This window comes from Ectobacillus sp. JY-23 (assembly GCF_023022965.1).
Taxonomy (GTDB): domain Bacteria; phylum Bacillota; class Bacilli; order Bacillales; family Bacillaceae_G; genus Ectobacillus.
Genome location: NZ_CP095462.1, coordinates 718,153 through 738,056 on the forward strand (window position 1 = coordinate 718,153; position 19,904 = coordinate 738,056).

22 protein-coding genes and 1 other annotated feature are annotated in these 19,904 nt (G+C 42.3%); of the genes, 4 read left to right on the plus strand and 18 right to left on the minus strand.

The window, feature by feature from the left end; genetic code table 11:
* Positions 1–10: 10 nt before the first annotated feature.
* From hisI to ilvE, 17 genes are all read right to left on the minus strand, one after another.
* On the minus strand, positions 11–316 hold the full coding sequence (gene hisI, locus MUG87_RS03740; RefSeq protein ID WP_247085651.1) for a phosphoribosyl-AMP cyclohydrolase: 306 nt from the start codon (positions 314–316) through the stop codon (positions 11–13).
* Positions 313–1,071 carry an imidazole glycerol phosphate synthase subunit HisF gene (gene hisF / locus MUG87_RS03745; protein WP_247085653.1) on the minus strand — a complete coding sequence of 253 codons (759 nt, stop codon included), beginning with the start codon at positions 1,069–1,071 and terminating at the stop codon, positions 313–315. The genes hisI and hisF overlap by 4 nt, the downstream gene beginning before the upstream one ends.
* Positions 1,065–1,784, minus strand: a complete 720-nt coding sequence (gene hisA / locus MUG87_RS03750; protein ID WP_247085655.1) for a 1-(5-phosphoribosyl)-5-[(5-phosphoribosylamino)methylideneamino]imidazole-4-carboxamide isomerase — start codon at positions 1,782–1,784, stop codon at positions 1,065–1,067. The genes hisF and hisA overlap by 7 nt, the downstream gene beginning before the upstream one ends.
* Positions 1,778–2,383: an imidazole glycerol phosphate synthase subunit HisH gene (gene hisH, locus MUG87_RS03755; RefSeq protein ID WP_247085657.1), complete on the minus strand. Its 606-nt coding sequence runs from the start codon at positions 2,381–2,383 to the stop codon at positions 1,778–1,780. Before hisH ends, hisA begins: the two co-directional genes overlap by 7 nt.
* Positions 2,384–2,971, minus strand: a complete 588-nt coding sequence (hisB, locus tag MUG87_RS03760) for an imidazoleglycerol-phosphate dehydratase HisB (protein ID WP_247085659.1) — start codon at positions 2,969–2,971, stop codon at positions 2,384–2,386.
* Positions 2,971–4,260, minus strand: a complete 1,290-nt coding sequence (gene hisD / locus MUG87_RS03765) for a histidinol dehydrogenase (protein WP_247085661.1) — start codon at positions 4,258–4,260, stop codon at positions 2,971–2,973. The genes hisB and hisD overlap by 1 nt, the downstream gene beginning before the upstream one ends.
* Complete coding sequence (hisG, locus tag MUG87_RS03770) at positions 4,257–4,895, minus strand: ATP phosphoribosyltransferase (protein WP_247085663.1); 639 nt, start codon at positions 4,893–4,895, stop codon at positions 4,257–4,259. The genes hisD and hisG overlap by 4 nt, the downstream gene beginning before the upstream one ends.
* Positions 4,871–6,133 (minus strand): ATP phosphoribosyltransferase regulatory subunit, encoded by a 1,263-nt coding sequence (locus tag MUG87_RS03775; protein ID WP_247085665.1) that lies wholly within the window; start codon positions 6,131–6,133, stop codon positions 4,871–4,873. Before MUG87_RS03775 ends, hisG begins: the two co-directional genes overlap by 25 nt.
* Positions 6,134–6,281: 148 nt before the next feature.
* A complete protein-coding gene (leuD, locus tag MUG87_RS03780) occupies positions 6,282–6,845 on the minus strand; it encodes a 3-isopropylmalate dehydratase small subunit (RefSeq protein WP_247085667.1) in 564 nt (187 codons plus the stop codon).
* A complete protein-coding gene (leuC, locus tag MUG87_RS03785; RefSeq protein WP_247085669.1) occupies positions 6,823–8,190 on the minus strand; it encodes a 3-isopropylmalate dehydratase large subunit in 1,368 nt (455 codons plus the stop codon). Before leuC ends, leuD begins: the two co-directional genes overlap by 23 nt.
* Positions 8,187–9,257 carry a 3-isopropylmalate dehydrogenase gene (gene leuB, locus MUG87_RS03790; protein WP_247085671.1) on the minus strand — a complete coding sequence of 357 codons (1,071 nt, stop codon included), beginning with the start codon at positions 9,255–9,257 and terminating at the stop codon, positions 8,187–8,189. Before leuB ends, leuC begins: the two co-directional genes overlap by 4 nt.
* Entirely contained in the window at positions 9,226–10,767 is a 1,542-nt protein-coding gene (locus MUG87_RS03795) for a 2-isopropylmalate synthase (RefSeq protein ID WP_247085673.1), read from the minus strand. The genes leuB and MUG87_RS03795 overlap by 32 nt, the downstream gene beginning before the upstream one ends.
* A gap of 1 nt (position 10,768) precedes the next feature.
* The gene (gene ilvC, locus MUG87_RS03800; RefSeq protein WP_247085675.1) at positions 10,769–11,776 is read right to left on the minus strand and encodes a ketol-acid reductoisomerase; all 1,008 of its coding nucleotides are present in this window, start codon (positions 11,774–11,776) and stop codon (positions 10,769–10,771) included.
* Positions 11,777–11,793: 17 nt separating this feature from the next.
* On the minus strand, positions 11,794–12,306 hold the full coding sequence (ilvN, locus tag MUG87_RS03805; RefSeq protein WP_124562999.1) for an acetolactate synthase small subunit: 513 nt from the start codon (positions 12,304–12,306) through the stop codon (positions 11,794–11,796).
* Positions 12,306–14,000: an acetolactate synthase large subunit gene (gene ilvB, locus MUG87_RS03810; RefSeq protein WP_247085677.1), complete on the minus strand. Its 1,695-nt coding sequence runs from the start codon at positions 13,998–14,000 to the stop codon at positions 12,306–12,308. Before ilvB ends, ilvN begins: the two co-directional genes overlap by 1 nt.
* A 61-nt stretch (positions 14,001–14,061) precedes the next feature.
* Positions 14,062–14,282, minus strand: a binding site (T-box leader).
* Positions 14,278–15,945: a dihydroxy-acid dehydratase gene (gene ilvD, locus MUG87_RS03815; RefSeq protein ID WP_247087486.1), complete on the minus strand. Its 1,668-nt coding sequence runs from the start codon at positions 15,943–15,945 to the stop codon at positions 14,278–14,280. (Overlaps the previous feature by 5 nt.)
* Before the next feature lie 5 nt (positions 15,946–15,950).
* Positions 15,951–16,844 (minus strand): branched-chain-amino-acid transaminase, encoded by an 894-nt coding sequence (gene ilvE, locus MUG87_RS03820; RefSeq protein WP_247085679.1) that lies wholly within the window; start codon positions 16,842–16,844, stop codon positions 15,951–15,953.
* Between the two features lie 428 nt (positions 16,845–17,272).
* Between ilvE and MUG87_RS03825 the strand changes: the two genes are divergently transcribed.
* The 3 genes from MUG87_RS03825 (at position 17,273) to MUG87_RS03830 (ending at position 18,797) form a co-directional block, all read left to right on the plus strand.
* Complete coding sequence (locus tag MUG87_RS03825) at positions 17,273–17,488, plus strand: DUF3911 family protein (RefSeq protein ID WP_247085681.1); 216 nt, start codon at positions 17,273–17,275, stop codon at positions 17,486–17,488.
* 779 nt (positions 17,489–18,267) lie between these two features.
* A complete protein-coding gene (locus MUG87_RS19680; protein ID WP_368042559.1) occupies positions 18,268–18,384 on the plus strand; it encodes a hypothetical protein in 117 nt (38 codons plus the stop codon).
* 2 nt (positions 18,385–18,386) lie between these two features.
* Positions 18,387–18,797, plus strand: a complete 411-nt coding sequence (locus tag MUG87_RS03830) for a YetF domain-containing protein (protein WP_368042560.1) — start codon at positions 18,387–18,389, stop codon at positions 18,795–18,797.
* Positions 18,798–18,860: 63 nt separating this feature from the next.
* Here MUG87_RS03830 and MUG87_RS03835 read toward each other — a convergent pair whose 3' ends face one another.
* Positions 18,861–18,974 carry a phosphoribosyl-ATP pyrophosphatase gene (locus MUG87_RS03835; protein ID WP_247085685.1) on the minus strand — a complete coding sequence of 38 codons (114 nt, stop codon included), beginning with the start codon at positions 18,972–18,974 and terminating at the stop codon, positions 18,861–18,863.
* Positions 18,975–19,167: 193 nt separating this feature from the next.
* Here MUG87_RS03835 and MUG87_RS03840 point away from each other — a divergent pair, with 193 nt between their 5' ends.
* Complete coding sequence (locus MUG87_RS03840; protein WP_247085687.1) at positions 19,168–19,899, plus strand: C39 family peptidase; 732 nt, start codon at positions 19,168–19,170, stop codon at positions 19,897–19,899.
* The last annotated feature ends 5 nt before the right edge of the window (positions 19,900–19,904 follow it).

A 19,904-nucleotide genomic window follows, 5' to 3' on the forward strand; every position in this document is an offset into this window, starting at 1 on the left:
GCTTCTCCTCTCACAATACCTTTGTAAAAAAGCAGCTTTGACTGCCTGTATGACAAGCAGGTCCAATTTGGTTAACACGAACTAAAATGGTGTCTTGATCACAATCTAAAAAGATTTCCTTAACGTGCTGAAAGTGACCGGATGTTTCCCCTTTATTCCAAAGTTTATTGCGGGAACGCGAGAAAAACCACGTTGTTTTCGTCTCCAATGTTTTGGCATAAGACTCTTCATTCATATAACCAAGCATAAGCACATCTTGCGTCGTATCATCAATAACAACGGCAGGTAGTAAGCCTTTACTAAAATTCGGCTTCATAATCTCACCTCAATATTCGCTTTCCTCATCTCCTGCTTCGTTTCCATAATGGTGGTTTCACCGTAATGATAAATAGAAGCTGCAAGCGCTGCCGATGCGGATGTTTTCTTAAACACCTCTACAATATGCGCATTGTTCCCGCATCCGCCTGATGCGATTACTGGGATGGTAACTGCATTGGATACCGCTTCTGTTAACTCTAAATCATATCCCTCTTTCGTACCATCAGCATCCATACTAGTGAGCAAAATCTCTCCTGCTCCAAGCGCTTCTGCTTTTTGCGCCCACTCTACAGCATCCAATCGCGTGTCGATACGACCACCATTAATAAAGACGTGCCACTTCCTGTCACCTACTCGTTTAGCATCAATGGCTACAACAATACACTGTGCCCCAAAACGCTCCGCCCCATCTGCGATTAGCTGCGGGTTACGAATAGCTGCTGAATTTACAGAAATTTTGTCTGCACCAGCGCGCAGCATATTATACATATCTTCCACACTGCTGATACCTCCCCCTACTGTAAGGGGAATAAATACCTCAGCAGCCGTGCGTTCTACCACATCAATCATCGTGCGACGGCCTTCATGTGTTGCCGTGATGTCCAAAAATACCAGTTCATCGGCGCCTGCTTCATTGTAGGCAGCTGCTATAGCTACTGGATCGCCAACATCTGCTAATCCAACGAAATTTACACCCTTTACAACGCGACCATCTTTTACATCTAGACATGGTACAATGCGTTTTGTTAGCATGTTTTCACCGCCTCAAGTGCTTCTTCTAATACGACCTTGCCGTCATATAACGCTTTTCCAGTGATAACACCGTACAAATTCATACGATTGAGTTTTTCAATATCTGCTAGTGAGCTCACTCCGCCTGAGGCAACAATGTTGACTGCAACCGCGCTTTGCAAGGATGCCAACTGTTCAAAATTTGGCCCAGCCAGTGTGCCATCCCTGGAAATGTCAGTGAACACAATCGTTTTTACCCCCATCTCCTCCATCTGTTTGGCGAGTGTAATATAATGTACATCTGATACATCGAGCCAACCGCGCGTTGCCACATATTCTTCTTTTGCATCAATACCAACTACAATTTTTTCACCATATGCTGCCAACGCTGCTCGTAAGAATGCGGGATCTAACAGTGCTGCCGTTCCAATAATCACACGATTTACACCTACAGACAGCAACGTTTCAATTGTTTCTAATGAGCGAATACCACCACCTACTTGAACAGGAATTCGAAGTGTCTTAGCAATTTGTTCAATAACCGGCAAATTCGTCGGTGTTCCATCTAGAGCGCCGTCTAAGTCTACCAAATGAAGGACTTTTGCACCTAATTGTTCAAAGCGTAGTGCCTGCTGAAGTGGATTTTCGTTCACCACTGTTTCTTGTTCAAATTGCCCTTGATATAAGCGAACACAGCGCCCATTTTTTAAATCGATTGCCGGGAAAATCAACATGTGACCAGCTCCTTAAAGTTTTGTAACATTTTCAAACCGATTTCACTGCTTTTTTCCGGATGAAATTGCGCGCCAAAAATATTGCCCTTAGATACTACACCTGGTGCAAATACACCATATTCGCTACCAGCATCAATTACCGCTTCAGGACAATCTGCATAAAAAGAATGAACATAATATACGTACGCCCCATCCTGCACATCCTTTAATAGCGGTGAGTCTTTCCGTTTCTGGAGATTGTTCCAGCCCATATGCGGAATTTTGCGCCCTGCGGGAATTTTACGAACTATTCCCGGAAGCAAACCAAGTCCTTCTGTTGGTTCAATTTCTTCGCTGCTCTCAAACAGCAATTGCATGCCGAGACAGATTCCTAAAATCGGTTTACCTAGATATGCTTGCTCGCGAATCAATGTAATAAGTCCTCTATCACGCAATTCTTTCATTGCCTTTGGGAAAGCGCCTACTCCTGGTAACAAAATGGCCGTACTATCTCGAATAACATCGGCATTATCGGTGATAACATACTCTACACCTACATGCTCAAGCGCTTTTGATACACTGCGTAAATTCCCCATGCCGTAATCGATGATTGCAATCATTTACAACATTCCTTTCGTGGAATTGATTCCGATAATGTTCTCATTTATTTCCATTGCTTCGCGTAGTGCACGTCCAAATGCTTTAAAGAGCGCTTCAATTTTGTGATGTGTGTTTCTTCCATATAATACACGCGCATGCAGCGTGATTCCTGCATTAAAGCTAATAGCACGGAAAAACTCCTCTGTAAGCTCTGTATCATAATTTCCTAGCATATCGGCCTTTAATTCAGCATCAAATACTAAGAATGGACGACCGCTAATATCAAGCGATACAAATCCGAGTGCCTCATCCATCGGTACATAGCTCGTACCATAACGGTTGATTTGTTTTTTATCGCCAAGAGCTTCTTTGATACAAGCTCCTATTGCAATGCCAACGTCTTCTACCGTATGATGAGAATCAATATGTAAATCTCCTACTGCCTTTACTTTTAAACCAATACGCCCATGTCTTGCGAACAAGGTAAGCATGTGATCAAAGAAACCTACACCTGTATCAATGCTTACTTCCTCTTGATGATCTAAATCGACCCAAACGGAAATATCTGTTTCTGTTGTTGTACGTGATAGCGTTGCTGTACGGCTCATTATTTTTCCTCCTCAAATCGAATATTGATAGACTTCGCATGCGCGTGTAAGCCCTCTTTTTCCGCCAAAATAGTGATGTGATCTTTTACTTTATATAACGCTTCTCTGGTATACGAAAGAATACTTGACTTTTTAATGAAATCATCCACAGAAAGTGCTGAGAAAAAACGGGCCGTGCCACTTGTCGGAAGCACATGATTTGGACCTGCATAATAATCCCCAAGCGGTTCTGGGGCATATGGCCCTAGGAAAATGGAGCCAGCATGCTTCACTTGTGATAATGCCATCATTGGTTCTTTTATATGTAGTTCCAAATGTTCAGGGGCAATGCGATTGGCTGTTTCAAACGCTTCTTCCAAAGAATCTACAACAATGATAACCCCGTTTTGTGCCACGGATGCTTGTGCAATCTCCTTGCGCGGCAAATGTTGTAGCTGTATTTTCACTTCACGCTGCACAGCTTCAGCCAAGGTTTGGTCCGTTGTGACCAAAATAGCTGCAGAGTTCACATCGTGCTCAGCTTGAGACAGCAAGTCTGCCGCAATATAGCGCGCATCTCCTGTTTCATCTGCAATAACCAAGATATCAGAAGGCCCTGCAATCATATCAATACTAACATCACCGAACACAGCACGTTTCGCAAGCGCCACATACAAGTTGCCCGGTCCCACAATTTTGTTAACGCGCGGAATACTCTCTGTCCCATATGCCAGTGCGGCGACAGCTTGCGCACCCCCGATGCTGTATACTTCGTCCACCCCCGCAATTTTGGCAGCCGCTAAGATATAAGGATTTACGCCGTTTGAATGGGGCGGGGTTACCATTACAATTCTTTTGACACCAGCAATTTTCGCTGGCAACACGTTCATTAATACAGACGAGGGATAAGCCGCCGTTCCCCCTGGCACATATACCCCAACCGTCTCCAGCGGACGAATAAGTTGCCCTCGTATAATCCCGTCTTGTTCAGCCTCTAAAAATCCGTGGCGCTTCTGTTTTTCGTGATATGATACAATATTTTGTTTTGCACCTTCTAAAGCTTCTATAAATGAAACTTCTACTGATGCAAGAGCTTCTTTCAGCTGCGCCGCAGGAACGCGGAACGATCGCAAATCTACTTTATCGAAGGTTTTCGTATAAAACCGAAGCGCCTCATCACCGCGTACTTTTACGTCTGTAACAATACGCTCGACAGCCTGCGCCGCTTCTTTTTCAAACTGCTTTGCCTCTTCTCGTAACGTATTCATGCCTGCAATAATTTCGTTTTGCTTTCCGTATAATATTTTCATTCCTCACCCTCCTTTACAACTTGTTCGACACGGTCAATAATAGCGAACATTTCTTCTTTCTTCATTTTAAGAGATGCTTTATTGGCAATTAACCTAGCTGAAATATCATGCATATCCTCAAATACAATTAAACCGTTCTCTTTCAATGTTTGTCCTGTCTCAACAATGTCAACAATGGCATCTGCCAAACCTAAGAGTGGTGCAATTTCAACTGAACCTTCTATTTTAATAATCTCAACATCTTCCCCTTTTTGGCGAAAATATGCTGAAGCAACATTCGGATATTTTGTAGCAATGGTTTTCTTTTTATAGCTACTTGGGTCATATGTCGGGATAGACGCTACTGAAAACTTGCATTTCCCAATTCCTAAGTCAATCATTTCATAGAGCTCTTTTTCATTTTCAAGCAATACATCTTTTCCCACAATACCAATGTCCGCAACACCGTGCTCAACATACGTCAGCACATCAACAGCTTTCACTAAAATAAAACTGACATTCGTGTTATGACTTTTAAAAACAAGTTTACGTCCCTTATCCTTCAGTTCCGTGCAATCGATCCCGATTTTCTCAAGAAGGGGTACAACTTGCTTTTCAAGTCTTCCCTTTGTTAGCGCAATTTGAATGTGACGCATGATGTTTCTCCTTCCTTCATAAGCTGCCATTTCTCTTTCCACTCATATTCAGCCAATCGATCGCCAGCTGTATCTATGACTCGTTGAACACCATGCCTTCTTGCAAAGTGAAAGGATTCCTGCAATGTTTCGCACATAGATAACTCTGCTTTCACACCGTCTTTTCCGAGCAAAGAACGCAAACGTTCTGCTTCCTCAATGGTTTCCAACGCATAATGAATCAACACTGCAGCCGGTTCAACCTCGGCAGGGGGCATTTGTTCTTTTAAAACGCGCACAATTTGATCAACTTGAAGTGCAAGACCTACCGCTGGAAGTGGCTCACCAAAATGCCCCATCAAATCATCATAGCGACCGCCACTTACAATTTCTTCGCCCACATCATTTGCATAGCCTCTAAAAATAACCCCTGTGTAATATTGTAAATTTTGTACCATCCCAAGATCTACAGACACATAATTCCCGTAGCCCAGTCTCGCAATAGTTTCATAAATTTGTCGCACACGCACAATAGCCTGCTTCATTTCTTTATTTGTCGCCAAGCGCTCTGCTTCCTCTACGATTTCTATGCCGCCAAACAAGCGCGGTAAACGTTGCAGCAAGCGAATTGTGGCATCTGTTTTATCAAAATTCTTTCTTTTCAAAAATTCAGTCAATCCTGTGTAGCTTTTGTTTTCAATATAACTACGCAGCACAATCTCATCATTTTCTGTTAACGATAACTTTTTAATGATAGACTTATATAGCTCTACTTGGCCAATTTCAATTTTAAACTGACTCACGCCAATTGCCTGTAGTGCGGTAATAGCACTCACAATACACTCTACCTCAGCGCGTAGATTATCAATACCAATGATTTCAATACCCGCTTGTGTTAACTCATTGTATTTACCAGCCAGACTTTTATTAGCGCGGAAAATATTACCGCTATATGTAAGCTTAAGCGGTGACTTCATCATTGTTGTGCCTACAACCCGCGCAATCGGGATTGTCATATCAGGACGCAATACTAAAATCCGCCCGCGATGATCAAAAAATTTATACATCCGTTCTTCGTCAATTGGTCGATTTTGAAACGAAAACACATCATAAAATTCAATTGTCGGTGTTCGAATTTCCTCATATCCGCGTGATATGAATACACGGCGCAGACGCTGTTCTACTTCTTCCTGTAGCGTACTATCTTCAAAAAACAAATCACGTGTACCAGTGGGATTTGCTCGCTTCCATTTTGTCATATGTCACACCTTCTTGTAAGTTGTTTGTTTACAAGATACATAGTAAGATTTCATCTGTCAAATTTTTTCGGTAACTGAAGTAGTCGTAGCTGTATAAAACAGATTTTTTATCCCATCCAAAAAAAACCTCCGAAATGTATTTCGGAGGTTATGCACGCATTGCTTCATATAAAGAAATTTCTTTTTCATATTGAAGGGTCATAGCGATATCATCCAAGCCACCGAGCAACTTTTCTTTCCAAATCGGATCAATATCAAATCTAAAAATATGTTCTGACGTACGTACTTCTTGCATCTCTAAATCAATGGTGATTTCCTCTCGTACACCAGACAGTACGTGGCGACTTTCTTCATTAAGTACTAACGGAAGCAGTCCATTTTTTGTACAGTTTATATAAAAGATGTCTGCAAAGCTTCCTGCAAGGATAGCACGGAAGCCATAATCATCTAATGCCCACGGCGCATGTTCTCGTGAGGAACCGCATCCAAAGTTATTACCTGCAATTAAAATAGTTGCATCTTTTTTTTGATTGAGTGGAAATTTCGGGTTTTCTGTTCTACCTTCCACATAACGCCACTCATCAAACAAAAATTCCCCAAATCCTGTTCGTTCAATGCGCTTTAAATATTGCTTAGGAATAATTTGATCCGTATCAATATTGTCACGAAGCAATGCGACTGCTTTTCCCTTATGCGTACGAAATGGCTTCACGGTACTCCTCCTTTCGAATATCCACAAACTTACCGTATACGGCAGCAGCCGCAGCCATTGCTGGACTGACTAAATGTGTACGTGCTCCTTTGCCTTGACGCCCTTCAAAGTTTCGATTAGACGTAGAGGCACAATGCTCGCCGTTTGGCACTTGATCAGGATTCATACCAAGACACATGGAGCAGCCAGCCTCGCGCCATTCAAAACCGGCCTCAATAAAAATGGTGTGCAACCCTTTTGCCATCGCAGCGTTGCGCACTGCTTTTGATCCAGGTACAACCAACGCTCGAACACCATCTCTTACCTTTTTACCTTTAATATAAAGTGCTGCCTCCTCCAAATCAGATAACCTTGAATTTGTACAAGAACCAATAAATACATGTTGCACTGGAATATTCGAAACGGATTGACCAGGCTTCAACCCCATATATACATAGGCACGATCTTCATTCTCATCTGTAACTGGAGGCAACACCTCATCGACACGTACGCCCATACCTGGATTTGTTCCCCATGTTACATAAGGAGCCAGATTGGATACATTAATATGAATGGACTTATCATAAGATGCACCGTTATCTGTAAATAAATCCATGACCTTTGGAGATGTGTAGCGTCTATTCTGTAAGTATGACCACGTAATTTCATCAGGTGCGATTAATCCTGCCTTAGCACCTCCTTCAATTGCCATGTTACAAAGTGTCATTCTCTCTTCCATAGAAAGGCGCCTCACTGCCTCTCCGTAAAATTCAATAATATGACCTGTTCCCATCGCAACACCATGTGTTGCTAAAAGGTGCAAAATGACATCCTTTGCATATACCCCTTTAGGCAATACACCACTGAGTTCAACTCCCATAGATTTGGGCTTCTTCTGCCACAGTGTTTGTGTGGCTAGCACATGCTCTACTTCGCTTGTACCAATACCGAACGCCAAGGCACCAAATGCACCGTGCGTTGAGGTGTGACTATCACCACATACAATGGTTTTCCCAGGCTGTGTTAATCCGAGCTCCGGACCAATAACATGTACAATACCCTGTCTTTCATCGTCTAAATCAGCAAGCTCAATTTCAAATTCTTTACAATTCATACGAAGCGCATCCATTTGTTTTTGAGCAATTCGATCAGTCACATTCCAGACCTCTCTTGTAGGTACATTATGATCCATAGTAGCGAAGGTTAAATCCGGTCGACGAACTTTTCTATCGTTTAACCGCAAGCCTTCAAAGGCTTGCGGTGAAGTAACTTCATGCACGAGATGTAAATCAATGTACAGTAAATCATAGCCATTTCTACTTGCCACAACATGACGCTCCCAAAGCTTATCTAGCAAAGTCTTCATACACGACCCCTCCCTACCAAAACCTGCGCTTCTAACTCTTGCAACACATAATTTGTAAACGATGAAGTTGTTTCTTTTCCTCCCAAATCACCCGTTGCTTTACCAGCCTTTAGTACACTTTGAATTGCCTGTTCGATTGCACTTGCTTCGGCCGACAAACCAAAGGATTGTTGCAACATCATTGCAACAGAGCGAATCATCGCAATCGGATTTGCTCGATCCGCTTCTAAATCAGGAGCAGAACCATGAATTGGTTCATATAAAGAAGGGCCCTGCTCAGCATGACTCGCAGATGGTAGCATCCCTAAAGACCCACTTAAAACCGACGCTTCATCGCTTAAAATATCTCCAAATAAGTTTTCTGTCACAATCACATCGAAGCGCCCTGGATTTTTAATCATTTCCATCGCCGCCGCATCCACAAGTAAATGCTCAAGCACAATGCCTTGATAACGAAGCGATACTGCTTCTGTTACCTCACGCCATAGTTTGCTGGACTCCAGTACATTGGCTTTATCAATACTCGTCACCTTTTTTCTTCTTGTTGCTGCCAATTTAAATGCATATTCTACAATGCGTTCTACTTCTCTTCTGCTATAAGTCAATGTATCCGTTGCTTGTTCTCTCGTTCGATGCTTTGGATACGAAAAATAGATACCACCTGTTAGCTCTCTCACTACAACGAAATCTACGTTCTTTGCACGCTCTTCTTTTAACGGCGATAAATGCAAAGTAGCTTCATCTACTGTAACAGGACGAACATTTGCATATACCCCAAGTGCCTTGCGAAGTGCAAGCAACCCTTTTTCTGGGCGTTCGGGCGCTGTATCCCAACGCGGACCACCGACTGCTGCAAGCAATACAGCATCGCTTGCCAGACAAGCAGCTAATGTACGAGCCGGAAGCGGGTGTCCATATGTATCGATGGCCGCTCCGCCAAACAACTCATCCTGTAAGTGAAACTTGTGCTGGTATAAACGTTCAATCATGTGTAAAACACGTTTCCCGGCAGCCATTACTTCTGGACCAATTCCGTCACCTGCTAAGCATACGATTCGTTTTTCCATCCATTTCACTCCTTTTAAGTAGTTTTCCTGCGGCATGCACATAGGCTCGTGCCGATGCTTCTAACACATCTTGTGCAACGCCGAACCCTGTGACCCGAGTAGCTCCTTCCAATTCCACATGTACATGCGCTAATGCATCTTGGCCTTGTGTAATGGATTGAATGCGGTAATCTACAAGCTTGCAATTTAGTTGTAAAATGCGATCAATTGCATTGTAAATGGCTTCGATGCTACCCGCTCCTGTTGCAGCATCTTCTAGCACATTACCTTTTGCATCCTCGATTACGACCGTTGCGGATTGAGTGCCGTTTGAGATGAAATGCGCTTGCAAATGTTTAACTTCATAAGGCTGATGCAAAAGAGAGGTTTCCCCTAAGATAAGGGCGTGTAAATCTTCTTCTGTTACTTCTTTTTTACGATCAGCTAGCTGTTTAAATGTCCGAAAGGCACGATCTCTTTCTTCCTCTGTAAACTCGTAACCAATTTCTTTCATGCGCTCTGTAAAGGCATGACGACCAGAGTGCTTACCAAGTACCAATTTATTTTGTTCCTCACCTACAAGCTGCGGTGAGATAATCTCATAGGTAGATGCTTCCTTTAATACGCCGTCTTGATGAATACCTGATTCATGAGCAAATGCATTTGCGCCTACAATTGCCTTGTTTTTTGGTACAACCATTCCAGTTAAGCGACTTACTAGCGCGCTTGTTGCTTTAATTTCTTTCAATACAAGATTTGTTTGTGCCTCGTAATAATCCTGACGTATACGCAAGGCAACTGCAACCTCTTCAAGTGCTGCGTTGCCTGCTCGTTCTCCAATGCCGTTAATTGTCCCTTCTACCTGCAAAGCACCGCCCTCAATGGCTGCAAGTGAGTTGGCTACCGCTAATCCCAAATCATCATGACAATGACAAGAGAAAACTGCCTTTTCATACGATGGAACATGTTGCTGCATATAGCGAAACAAGGAAAGATACTCTTGTGGATTTGTGTACCCCACTGTATCAGGAATGTTTACCACGTCCGCTCCGCAGCGAATTGCTTCTTCTAATGCTTGTGCTAGAAAAGCACGCTCCGTTCTTGTGGCATCTTCTGCCGAAAACTGCACAGTCGGAAACAACGATTTTGCAAGCTTCACAGATTCCCGAATAGATGCAAGAACCTCTAATCTTGACATGCGCAATTTATATTTTAAATGAATATCACTTGTCGCAATGAAAACATGCAGCCGGGGCGCTACAGCACCCTTTAAAGCTTCATAAGCTTCACGAATATCTGATTCCTTTGCTCGAGCCAAGCTCATAACAGATGCGTGTTGAATGACTCTACCAATCTCTTGGACCGACTGAAAATCACCAAGAGAGGCGGAGGCGAAGCCCGCCTCCATCACATGTATACCGAGTCGTTCAAGCTGCTTTGCAATCTGCAGCTTTTCTTGTGGATTCAAATTCACACCGGCTGATTGTTCCCCGTCTCGTAATGTCGTGTCCATGAATTGGATATGCTTCATATTAGACCTCCACTTTTACACGAGGCTTTACAAATGGCATCATAGCCCGAAGCTCGCGTCCTACTTTTTCAATTTGATGATTATTTTCTGCTTCGTTGATGGCGTTGTAAACTGGACGACCCGCTTTATGCTCTGCAATCCAACCTTTCGCAAATGTGCCATCCTGAATTTCCCCAAGAACCTTCTTCATCGCCTGCTTAGTTTCATCAGTAACAATGCGTGGTCCTGATACAAAATCCCCCCACTGTGCTGTATCAGAAACAGAATAACGCATGTTCTCAAGCCCCCCCTCATACATCAAATCGACAATCAATTTGAGCTCATGCAAGCACTCGAAATACGCAAGCTCCGGTTGATACCCCGCTTCCACCAATGTTTCAAAGCCCGCTTTCACCAGAGCCGTTGCACCCCCGCAGAGTACTGCTTGCTCACCAAACAAATCCGTTTCTGTTTCTTCCTGAAACGTTGTCTCAAGCACACCAGCTCTTGTTGAACCAATACCGTCTGCATAGGACAAAGCTTTTTCTCGTGCCGTTCCCGTTGCATCCTGATGTACAGCGAACAAGGCCGGTACTGCAGCACCTTCTGTAAAAGTACGTCTCACTAAATGACCCGGTCCTTTTGGCGCCACTAAGAACACATCCACATCTTGAGGCGGTGTAATTTGTTTAAAATGAACGTTAAAACCATGTGCAAACACAAGAGCATTACCTGCCTCCAAGTATGGCTCAACTTCTACTTCGTACACTTCAGGCTGTCTCTCGTCCGGTAAAAGAATCATGATTACATCTGCCGTCTTTGCAGCTTCACTTACTGACTTAACGGTAAACCCATCCGCCTGAGCCTGATCCCAGGATTTACCTAAACGCAACCCAACCTCAACATCAAAACCGTTATCACGCAAGTTTTGGGCATGCGCATGACCTTGTGATCCGTATCCGATAATCGCGATTTTCTTACCCGCTAAAACGTTTTCCTTTACTGCATCTTTGTAATATACCTTTGCCATCTTTTCTTCCCCCTTTTTTAATTTAAAAGCATAATTTGCTTTTCTTGCTTTTTTGTACTGCGCGTAAAAGCTGTTACACCTGTGCGCGCTACTTCTTTTAGTCCGTATGGACGCAAGAGTTCTATAAGCGCCTCTACCTTATCTTGCGTACCCGTTACTTGCACGATAATGGAGTCCTTACCAACATCAATAACAGTCGCTCGAAACGGTTCAATTAAGCTATAAATCTCGGCTCTTGAAGCTATTGCTGTTGATACCTTGATGAGTGCCAATTCTCTTGCGATCATCGCTTCATCTGTGATATCAGATACCTTTAGTACATCGATTTGCTTATGCAAATGCTTGATGAGCTGTTGAATCTGGGTGATACTGTCCACATGTACAACAATCGTCATGCGTGACATATGAGGATATTCCGTATGACCAACAGAAATGCTTTCAATATTATATTGCCGGCGTGACATCACTCCTGTGATTCGATTTAACACCCCGCTTTGATTGCGTACAGTTGCAGTTACGATGCGCTTCATCACTCCACCCCCTCCATTTCATGCACACCTTTTCCCGGTGCAATCATAGGCAACACCTTCTCAGACTGTACCACACGACAATCAATCACAACTGGTCCATCATATGCGATGGCTGCGGCCAATTCCTCTTTTGCTGTTTCCGGATTTTCGATACGAACCCCCTTTATACCGTACGCTGCGGCAAGTGCAACAAAATCAGGTTGACAGTGAAGCAACGAGTGTGAGTAGCGTTTTGCATAGAATGACTCCTGCCACTGCCTTACCATACCGAGCGCTTCATTGTTGACAATAAATATCTTTACTGGCAAGTCGTGTTCTTTCAAAACACTAAGCTCCTGCAAGGTCATTTGAAATCCCGCATCACCAACAACAGCGATAACCAGCTCATCCGGCTTTGCGAATTGCGCGCCGATTGCTGCTGGGAAGCCAAATCCCATCGTACCGAGTCCGCCTGAAGTAACCCACCGGTCCGGCGCCTGTAAGCCGTAATATTGCGCGGCCCACATTTGATGCTGTCCTACATCTGTTGTAATGATGGCATTGCCACCAGTTACTTCATAAAGTAGTTCCATTGCATATTGCGGCTGAATAGCTTCATTGTTTTTCTTATAGGAAAACGGATATCTTTCCTTTCTTTTTTGCAACTCTACAAGCCACTCCATATGATTTAACTTTTTGCCGCTTTTCTCTAAAATGACATGCAATGCACGCTTTGCAGAGGCAACAATAGGAATTGCTGTGGGAACGTTCTTCCCAATTTCAGCAGGATCAATATCAATATGTGCCACCGTTGCATACTTAGCAAAATGCTGTAAATTTCCTGTCAACCTGTCATCAAATCGCGCCCCAATATTAATGAGCAAATCACACTCATACAGTGCCATATTAGCTGTATAGGAGCCATGCATACCGCCCATCCCGAGAAATAAGGGATCATCAGCAGGGAACGCTCCCAGACCAAGTAAGGTATGAACGACCGGCAGTTGATACATACGCGCGAAGGTAATGAGCTCCTGTGAGGCTTTCGCATGCAGTACCCCTGCTCCTGCTAGAATAACGGGCTTTTCCGCCTCCTCTATTGCGGTGAGAAGCTTTGCAATTTGCAGGCGATTCGGTTCATAATTTGGCTGATAGCCAGGCAAATCCATTTCAGCTATATCCGTAACATCCCCGGTTTCTACAATCATGTTCTTTGGTAAATCAATTACAACAGGCCCTGGTCTACCTGTAGAAGCAATATGAAAAGCTTCCTTTACAATGCGCGGCAGATCCGACACATGACGCACTTGATAATTATGCTTAGTTACTGGCATGGTAAGACCGATTACATCAGCTTCTTGAAAGGCATCTGTTCCAATTACAGTTGTTGCAACCTGCCCTGTAAATACAACAAGCGGCAATGAATCCATCATCGCATCTGCAAGTCCTGTAATCACATTAGTTGCACCAGGACCGCTTGTTGCGATGACAACACCTGGTTTACCTGTAATACGAGCATATCCTTCCGCAGCGTGAATTGCACCTTGCTCATGTCTCGTTAAGATATGAGGAATATCACAATCATAAAGCGCATCATATAACGGCAATACCGCACCGCCTGGATATCCAAAGATAATTTCTGTCCCTTCTCGCTGTAACGCCTCCAACAAAAGCGCTGCCCCTGTCGCCTTCTTTTCTTGCGTTTGCCAAGACATGTTTAACCCCCTACTTGAAATTTTTCCAATAAAAAATCTCTCGCCCAAGCCTAATACAGCTTAAAGGGACGAAAGATTTTCGCGGTACCACCCTTCTTCACAAGGAATATCCTTGCCTCAGAGACTACTAGAGTCAAGCCTATAACGCGGCTACCGTCCGAACCTACCTATTCAATCCGGCACTCGGGGGCGATGTTCATTGTGTGAACCGTCGGTTTTCACCAGCCACCGACTCTCTGTGAGGCTTCACATACAACTACTCCTCCCCGTCATCGCTTTACACCTTTAAAATTCCTCCTGTATTTGCAGATGTTACAAGTTTCGCATAACGAGCTAAATAACCACTCTTTACCTTTGACTCTGGTAAACTCTTGCTTTTCTGTCTTCTTTCTAGCTCTTCCTTTGTAATATCCCAGTGAATCCGATTGTTGCGAAGATGAATTGTGATAATATCTCCATCTTCCACATAAGCAATGGGACCACCATCGGCTGCTTCAGGTGAAATATGTCCAATTGCAATACCGCGTGTTGCACCAGAGAAGCGTCCATCTGTAATGAGGGCTACCTTTTTGCCAAGACCACGGCCTACAATGGCTGATGTTGGTGCTAGCATTTCTGGCATGCCAGGTCCACCTTTAGGACCTTCATAACGAATGACAACCACATGTCCCTCTCTTACAATGCCACTATGTATTGCAGCCACTGCTTCATCATGTGAGTCAAAACAAATTGCTTCACCGGTAAATGTTTCAATGGAAGGATCAACTGCCCCGACCTTAACAACACCACCATCAGGTGCGATATTACCAAAAAGAATTGCTAGGCCACCAGTTGTACTATAAGGATTCTCCTTTCTGCGAATAACATCAGTATTTATAATTTCCGCGTCTTGCACATTGTCAAGAAGCGTTTTTCCCGTAATTGTAATCCGTTCATGATGAATAGCCCCTGGAATACGGGCAAGCTCTTTGATAATAGAAGACACACCACCCGCCAAATGTACATCGTGCATAGAATAGTCGGAAGCAGGACTAATTTTTGCTAAATACGGAACGCGATTTGCGACTTCGTTAATGCGGCCAAGATCGTATTCTATGCCAGCTTCATTCGCAATCGCCAGCATGTGAAGCACTGTATTTGTTGATCCCCCCATCGCCATATCAAGTGCAAATGCATCATCAATCGCTTCTTTTGTAATGATATCTCTTGGCTTAATATCTTCCTTAATTAAGTCCATGAGATGAAAGGCAGCTTTATAAATCAGTTCATGACGTTCTTTGCTCGTCGCAACCATCGTACCGTTTCCAGGAAGCGCCACACCCAGCATTTCCATAATCGTATTCATTGAGTTTGCGGTGAACATGCCAGAACATGATCCACAAGTTGGACATGCTGCTTGTTCCATAGCAATTAAGTCTTCTACACTAAGCTTCCCTGCCTTTACGGCACCCACCCCTTCAAACATAGACACTAAATTGAGCGGCTTTCCGTCTTTAGATACCCCGGCTTCCATCGGTCCGCCTGATACAAATACACCCGGTACATTCGTACGAACTGCAGCCATTAGCATACCAGGCGTAATCTTATCGCAGTTTGGCATATAAAATACGCCGTCAAACCAGTGTGCGTTAATGACCGTTTCAGCTGCGTCGGCTATAATTTCACGACTTGGGAGCGAATATCGCATACCTATATGCCCCATCGCAATCCCATCGTCTACACCTATGGTGTTAAACTCAAACGGTACGCCACCAGCTGCACGAATGGCCGCTTTTGCTACATCAGCTAGCTCGCGGAGATGAATATGCCCCGGTACGATATCAATATATGAATTACAGATTGCAATAAATGGTTTGTCAAAATCCTCTTCTTTTACACCCGCCGCATATAACAAACTACGATGCGGGGCACGGTCAATTCCTTTTTTAATCATATTGCTTCGCAACATTATCAACTCACTTTATCGGCATAAATTTTTTCTCCGTCTTTTACCACAAGTGCTCTAAATTCAGCAAGAAGTCGATTAGTATGTACACCTGGTACACCATCTCCAATGACTCTGCCATCTACCTTTGTTACCGGCATCACTTCCGCCGCAGTACCAGTTAAAAAGACCTCATCAGCTACATATACATCATGACGTGTAAATAATTCTTCCCTGACGTCATAACCAAGGGCAGCACCGATTTCCATAATGGCATTTCGTGTAATGCCTTCTAGCGCTCCTGCAGAGCTAGGTGGTGTAATGAGTCTATTCCCTTTTATAATAAACACGTTATCGCCAGATCCTTCCGCTACGTACCCTTGTTCATTCAGCATAAGTGCTTCTTGCACACCAGCGAGCTTCGCTTCAATGCGCACCAAAATATTGTTTAAGTAATTGAGTGACTTTACTTGCGGGCTTAATACGTCCGGTCGATTACGCCTTGTTGCTACAGTAATAATTGGAATTCCCGTTTTATAATATTCAGCCGGAAACAATGCTAGTTGTTCAGCAATTACAACAATATTTGGTCTTAAACAAGATGCCGGGTCTAATCCAAGGTTACCTTCTCCTCTTGATACAACTAACCGAATGTAGCCTTCAGAAAGATGATTACGTCTAATTGTTTCAGCCACGATTTCTGTCATTTCAGCCAAAGAGTATGGAATGTCAAGCAAAATGGATTTCGCTGACTCATACAGACGTACCAGATGCTCCTTTAATCGAAACACGTTGCCGCTGTAAACTCGAATGCCTTCAAAAATACCGTCTCCGTACAAATAGCCATGATCATATACAGAAACTTTCGCCTCTTGTTTTGGCACGAATTCCCCATTTAAATAAATCCATTGCTCGCTCACCAGTGATCCCCCATTTGCTTATGTTTTGCGGAAAACTTTCCCGCGTCCTTGGTTGTTTTCTAGTTTACGCTCCTCTTTCAAAATAATCAAAACAATTTTTAGAATATTTTAAATATTAAAATTTGTTACAAATGCTACAGGTGTTGATATATCAACATTGGTAGCGTTTACAAATATTCCTCAAAAATCTTTCGACATTTTTTTCACTAAAAATGTTTTTGTAGAAAGAGGATTTGTATGGTATTGTTCGAATATAATTCGTCACCATCATCTCATACAGAAAGTTATAAAAAGCTTTGCAACAAGGATACAAAAACACACCAAAGAAAATCGGGACATGATGAGTGCATAAAATTACAGGCATATTCAGTGCATTCTACTCATAATCCTATTTTCAAAAAGCACTACACTTTAGAGGAGGAAGGAAAATGGCTACATTACAAATCAAAGGAACGCGTCAAGAAGTAATGGAAATGTTACAATTGTTTGACTTTATGAACGAGCAGGGTATGTGTAAATTGGAGGAAATGGCGAAACTAAGTGCAGATGAATTAGCCTTCACAGCTTCAATTAATGTACAGTCGCAAAATGAGTGGAATGATGCACTTGTAAGTCGCATGCTTACCGGGGTATATAACGATTAAAAAATATATTAAAGTTACCTATGGCTATGAACATTGAGTTTAAACATAGTTAAAACAAAAAGAGCTCTCCTTTATAGAGAGCTCTTTACCTGTAACGGGAAAGTAACTTTTTTGTACTCTACGGATGAAAGCCCTACCTCTCTTTCACCACTACGGCTCCAGGACCGCTCCATATCAGCCGATCTTTATCAGTACGCGTTTTCTCCCAAGATGGTAAAAGTTGTTGGCACTCAGCCCGATCTTTCACCAATCTTATCCCCTAATTTCTGTTGCATACTTAATATATATCGACTTTTTTCCAAGTAAAGTAAATGAAACTGAGACACGAAATTAAATTATATATCATTACAGAAAATAAATCAACTCAAAAAACATAATTTCTAGAACTAATTTTTATTGAAGGAACCTGTAGTTTTCCTCGCAGGTGTTCATGATCAACAAGTGATGATGAAATATTCCACACCTATATAGCTTCTACTATTTCCTTATATTATATAGAAGGTTTTTGTCATTATCGGCTTTTTTTCTTACATTATATGCTGTGATTTTTACCACTTAAGCAGCGGAATAACATGTTTCACATTGCAGATTTCATCTTATATCAAAACCTACCTAAACAAGACTCTTATATAGCAGAGCATTGTCAGAGAAGTAAAAGATGTTATGATAAATTTAACCACCTAGGAAATAATAGTATCATTATCTAAATTTTGGTTGATATTTATGAAGTTTGTTGACATTAGTATCAAACTGCTGGTTAGCTATATCGCTGTATATACTTGTGCGAAACACAAATTAGTCACATTAGTCCGTTTGATTTTGTATCAGCACTCGTATTAGATGAACTTGTTGGAAATTCAATTTATGAAGCAGAACAGGAATTGTATTTAGGGTAGGAGTGTGGACTCCTCTTATTTATACAACTGAAGTAGTTACACAAAAATCAAGAAGACTCAGAATTTTTTTGAGAGGCAACCTTTGCTTATTGTCCAAAATAGAAAACTCGATCGGAAAAAGCTCAAAAAATCATTTGCATATAGATCAGCTCATGCAATTGTTGCAAGCAAAAGATATTTTCTCTTTACAAGAGGTAGAGCACGCTGTTTTAGAAAAAGACGGAACGGTAAGTGTATTACGAAATGCTGCATACGATTCAGTCATAAAACAGGACTTGAAGTTACCACAACAAGACGTTCTGCTACCTATCATTTTAGTCAGCGATGAACAAATTCGGCAAGATACGCTTAAGGAAAACGGCTTACTACATGGCTGCATCGAAGAATACAGGAGGATAAAGACATTGAATTAGCCGATATATGTTATGTGGAATGGAACAATGAATATTAACTATTTATTCAAATATAATGGTTTCTTACACATATTGATTTTTATCGGGTAACAGGTGCATTTTTTCTCTTAAAATATACACAATAATTCCCGTTGCCAGCAACACTAAACCTGCAGCAAATTTTTTCACATTAATCATATACATTCTCCTTTTTATATTTATACAATACACTTTATAAAAGTCTTACAGACAGTAAGACTTTTCTCAATGAATATTTTTAACTAATGAAAGGAAACCTTGCAATCATCACGAAATATATGTCCATACGCACACTTTTTTCACTATATCATATTTTTTTTGAAAAGCAAGTAGGCAAAGGAGGCTGTTTTTGTTGTTACAAATTGTAAAAAATCACAAAAAGAAAGTACTGCTTTCACTTCCTGTTTTAGCCGCTATTTCTTATTATGGTTGGAAGAAAAGATACGCTCCTGCTGTATTAATCCGTGCCCCTCACATTGAGCAAAACCCCGAACTACCGCGCGGGTGTGAAGTGACAAGTCTTGCAATGCTACTTTGTCACGCCGGCATTGACGTGGATAAAATGGAATTAGCTGCCAATATCAACAAAGTTGCTTTTGAAGAACATAACTTGCACGGTAACATGCAAGAGGGGTTTGTGGGAGATATGTATTCCTTCAGTAGACCCGGACTTGGCGTATATATAGAGCCTATTTATAAACTTGCTTTTTCTTACTTACATACTGTGAACAACTTAACTGGGGGTAATCCCGAAGACCTATACCGCAAACTCGACCAAGGCGTTCCCGTATGGACAATTGTCAATGATACATTCGCTCCTCTTCCGGCTGAACGATTTGAAACTTGGTTTACAAATGAAGGACCTATGCATGTCACGTATGCCATGCATAGTGTCTTACTTACCGGCTATTCGCGTCAATATGTATATGTGAATGATCCACTTTATCACATGCCGAATAGACGTATCAAACGTTCTGATTTTGAACAAACATGGATTCAAATGGGGCGCCAAGCTTTGAGTTATCAAAAACCAGAAGCACGAAAAAATACAACTCATAAAGTTGATGCTTATGTTGCGCATTGAATATT

Coding starts and splice junctions, on each gene's coding strand:
- hisI (WP_247085651.1), bottom strand. CDS start 316: ATGAAGCCGAATTTTAGTAAAGGCTTACTACCTGCCGTTGTTATTGAT.
- hisF (WP_247085653.1), bottom strand. CDS start 1,071: ATGCTAACAAAACGCATTGTACCATGTCTAGATGTAAAAGATGGTCGC.
- hisA (WP_247085655.1), bottom strand. CDS start 1,784: ATGTTGATTTTCCCGGCAATCGATTTAAAAAATGGGCGCTGTGTTCGC.
- hisH (WP_247085657.1), bottom strand. CDS start 2,383: ATGATTGCAATCATCGATTACGGCATGGGGAATTTACGCAGTGTATCA.
- hisB (WP_247085659.1), bottom strand. CDS start 2,971: ATGAGCCGTACAGCAACGCTATCACGTACAACAACAGAAACAGATATT.
- hisD (WP_247085661.1), bottom strand. CDS start 4,260: ATGAAAATATTATACGGAAAGCAAAACGAAATTATTGCAGGCATGAAT.
- hisG (WP_247085663.1), bottom strand. CDS start 4,895: ATGCGTCACATTCAAATTGCGCTAACAAAGGGAAGACTTGAAAAGCAA.
- MUG87_RS03775 (WP_247085665.1), bottom strand. CDS start 6,133: ATGACAAAATGGAAGCGAGCAAATCCCACTGGTACACGTGATTTGTTT.
- leuC (WP_247085669.1), bottom strand. CDS start 8,190: ATGAAGACTTTGCTAGATAAGCTTTGGGAGCGTCATGTTGTGGCAAGT.
- leuB (WP_247085671.1), bottom strand. CDS start 9,257: ATGGAAAAACGAATCGTATGCTTAGCAGGTGACGGAATTGGTCCAGAA.
- MUG87_RS03795 (WP_247085673.1), bottom strand. CDS start 10,767: ATGAAGCATATCCAATTCATGGACACGACATTACGAGACGGGGAACAA.
- ilvC (WP_247085675.1), bottom strand. CDS start 11,776: ATGGCAAAGGTATATTACAAAGATGCAGTAAAGGAAAACGTTTTAGCG.
- ilvN (WP_124562999.1), bottom strand. CDS start 12,306: ATGAAGCGCATCGTAACTGCAACTGTACGCAATCAAAGCGGGGTGTTA.
- ilvB (WP_247085677.1), bottom strand. CDS start 14,000: ATGTCTTGGCAAACGCAAGAAAAGAAGGCGACAGGGGCAGCGCTTTTG.
- MUG87_RS03825 (WP_247085681.1), top strand. CDS start 17,273: ATGGCTACATTACAAATCAAAGGAACGCGTCAAGAAGTAATGGAAATG.
- MUG87_RS03835 (WP_247085685.1), bottom strand. CDS start 18,974: ATGATTAATGTGAAAAAATTTGCTGCAGGTTTAGTGTTGCTGGCAACG.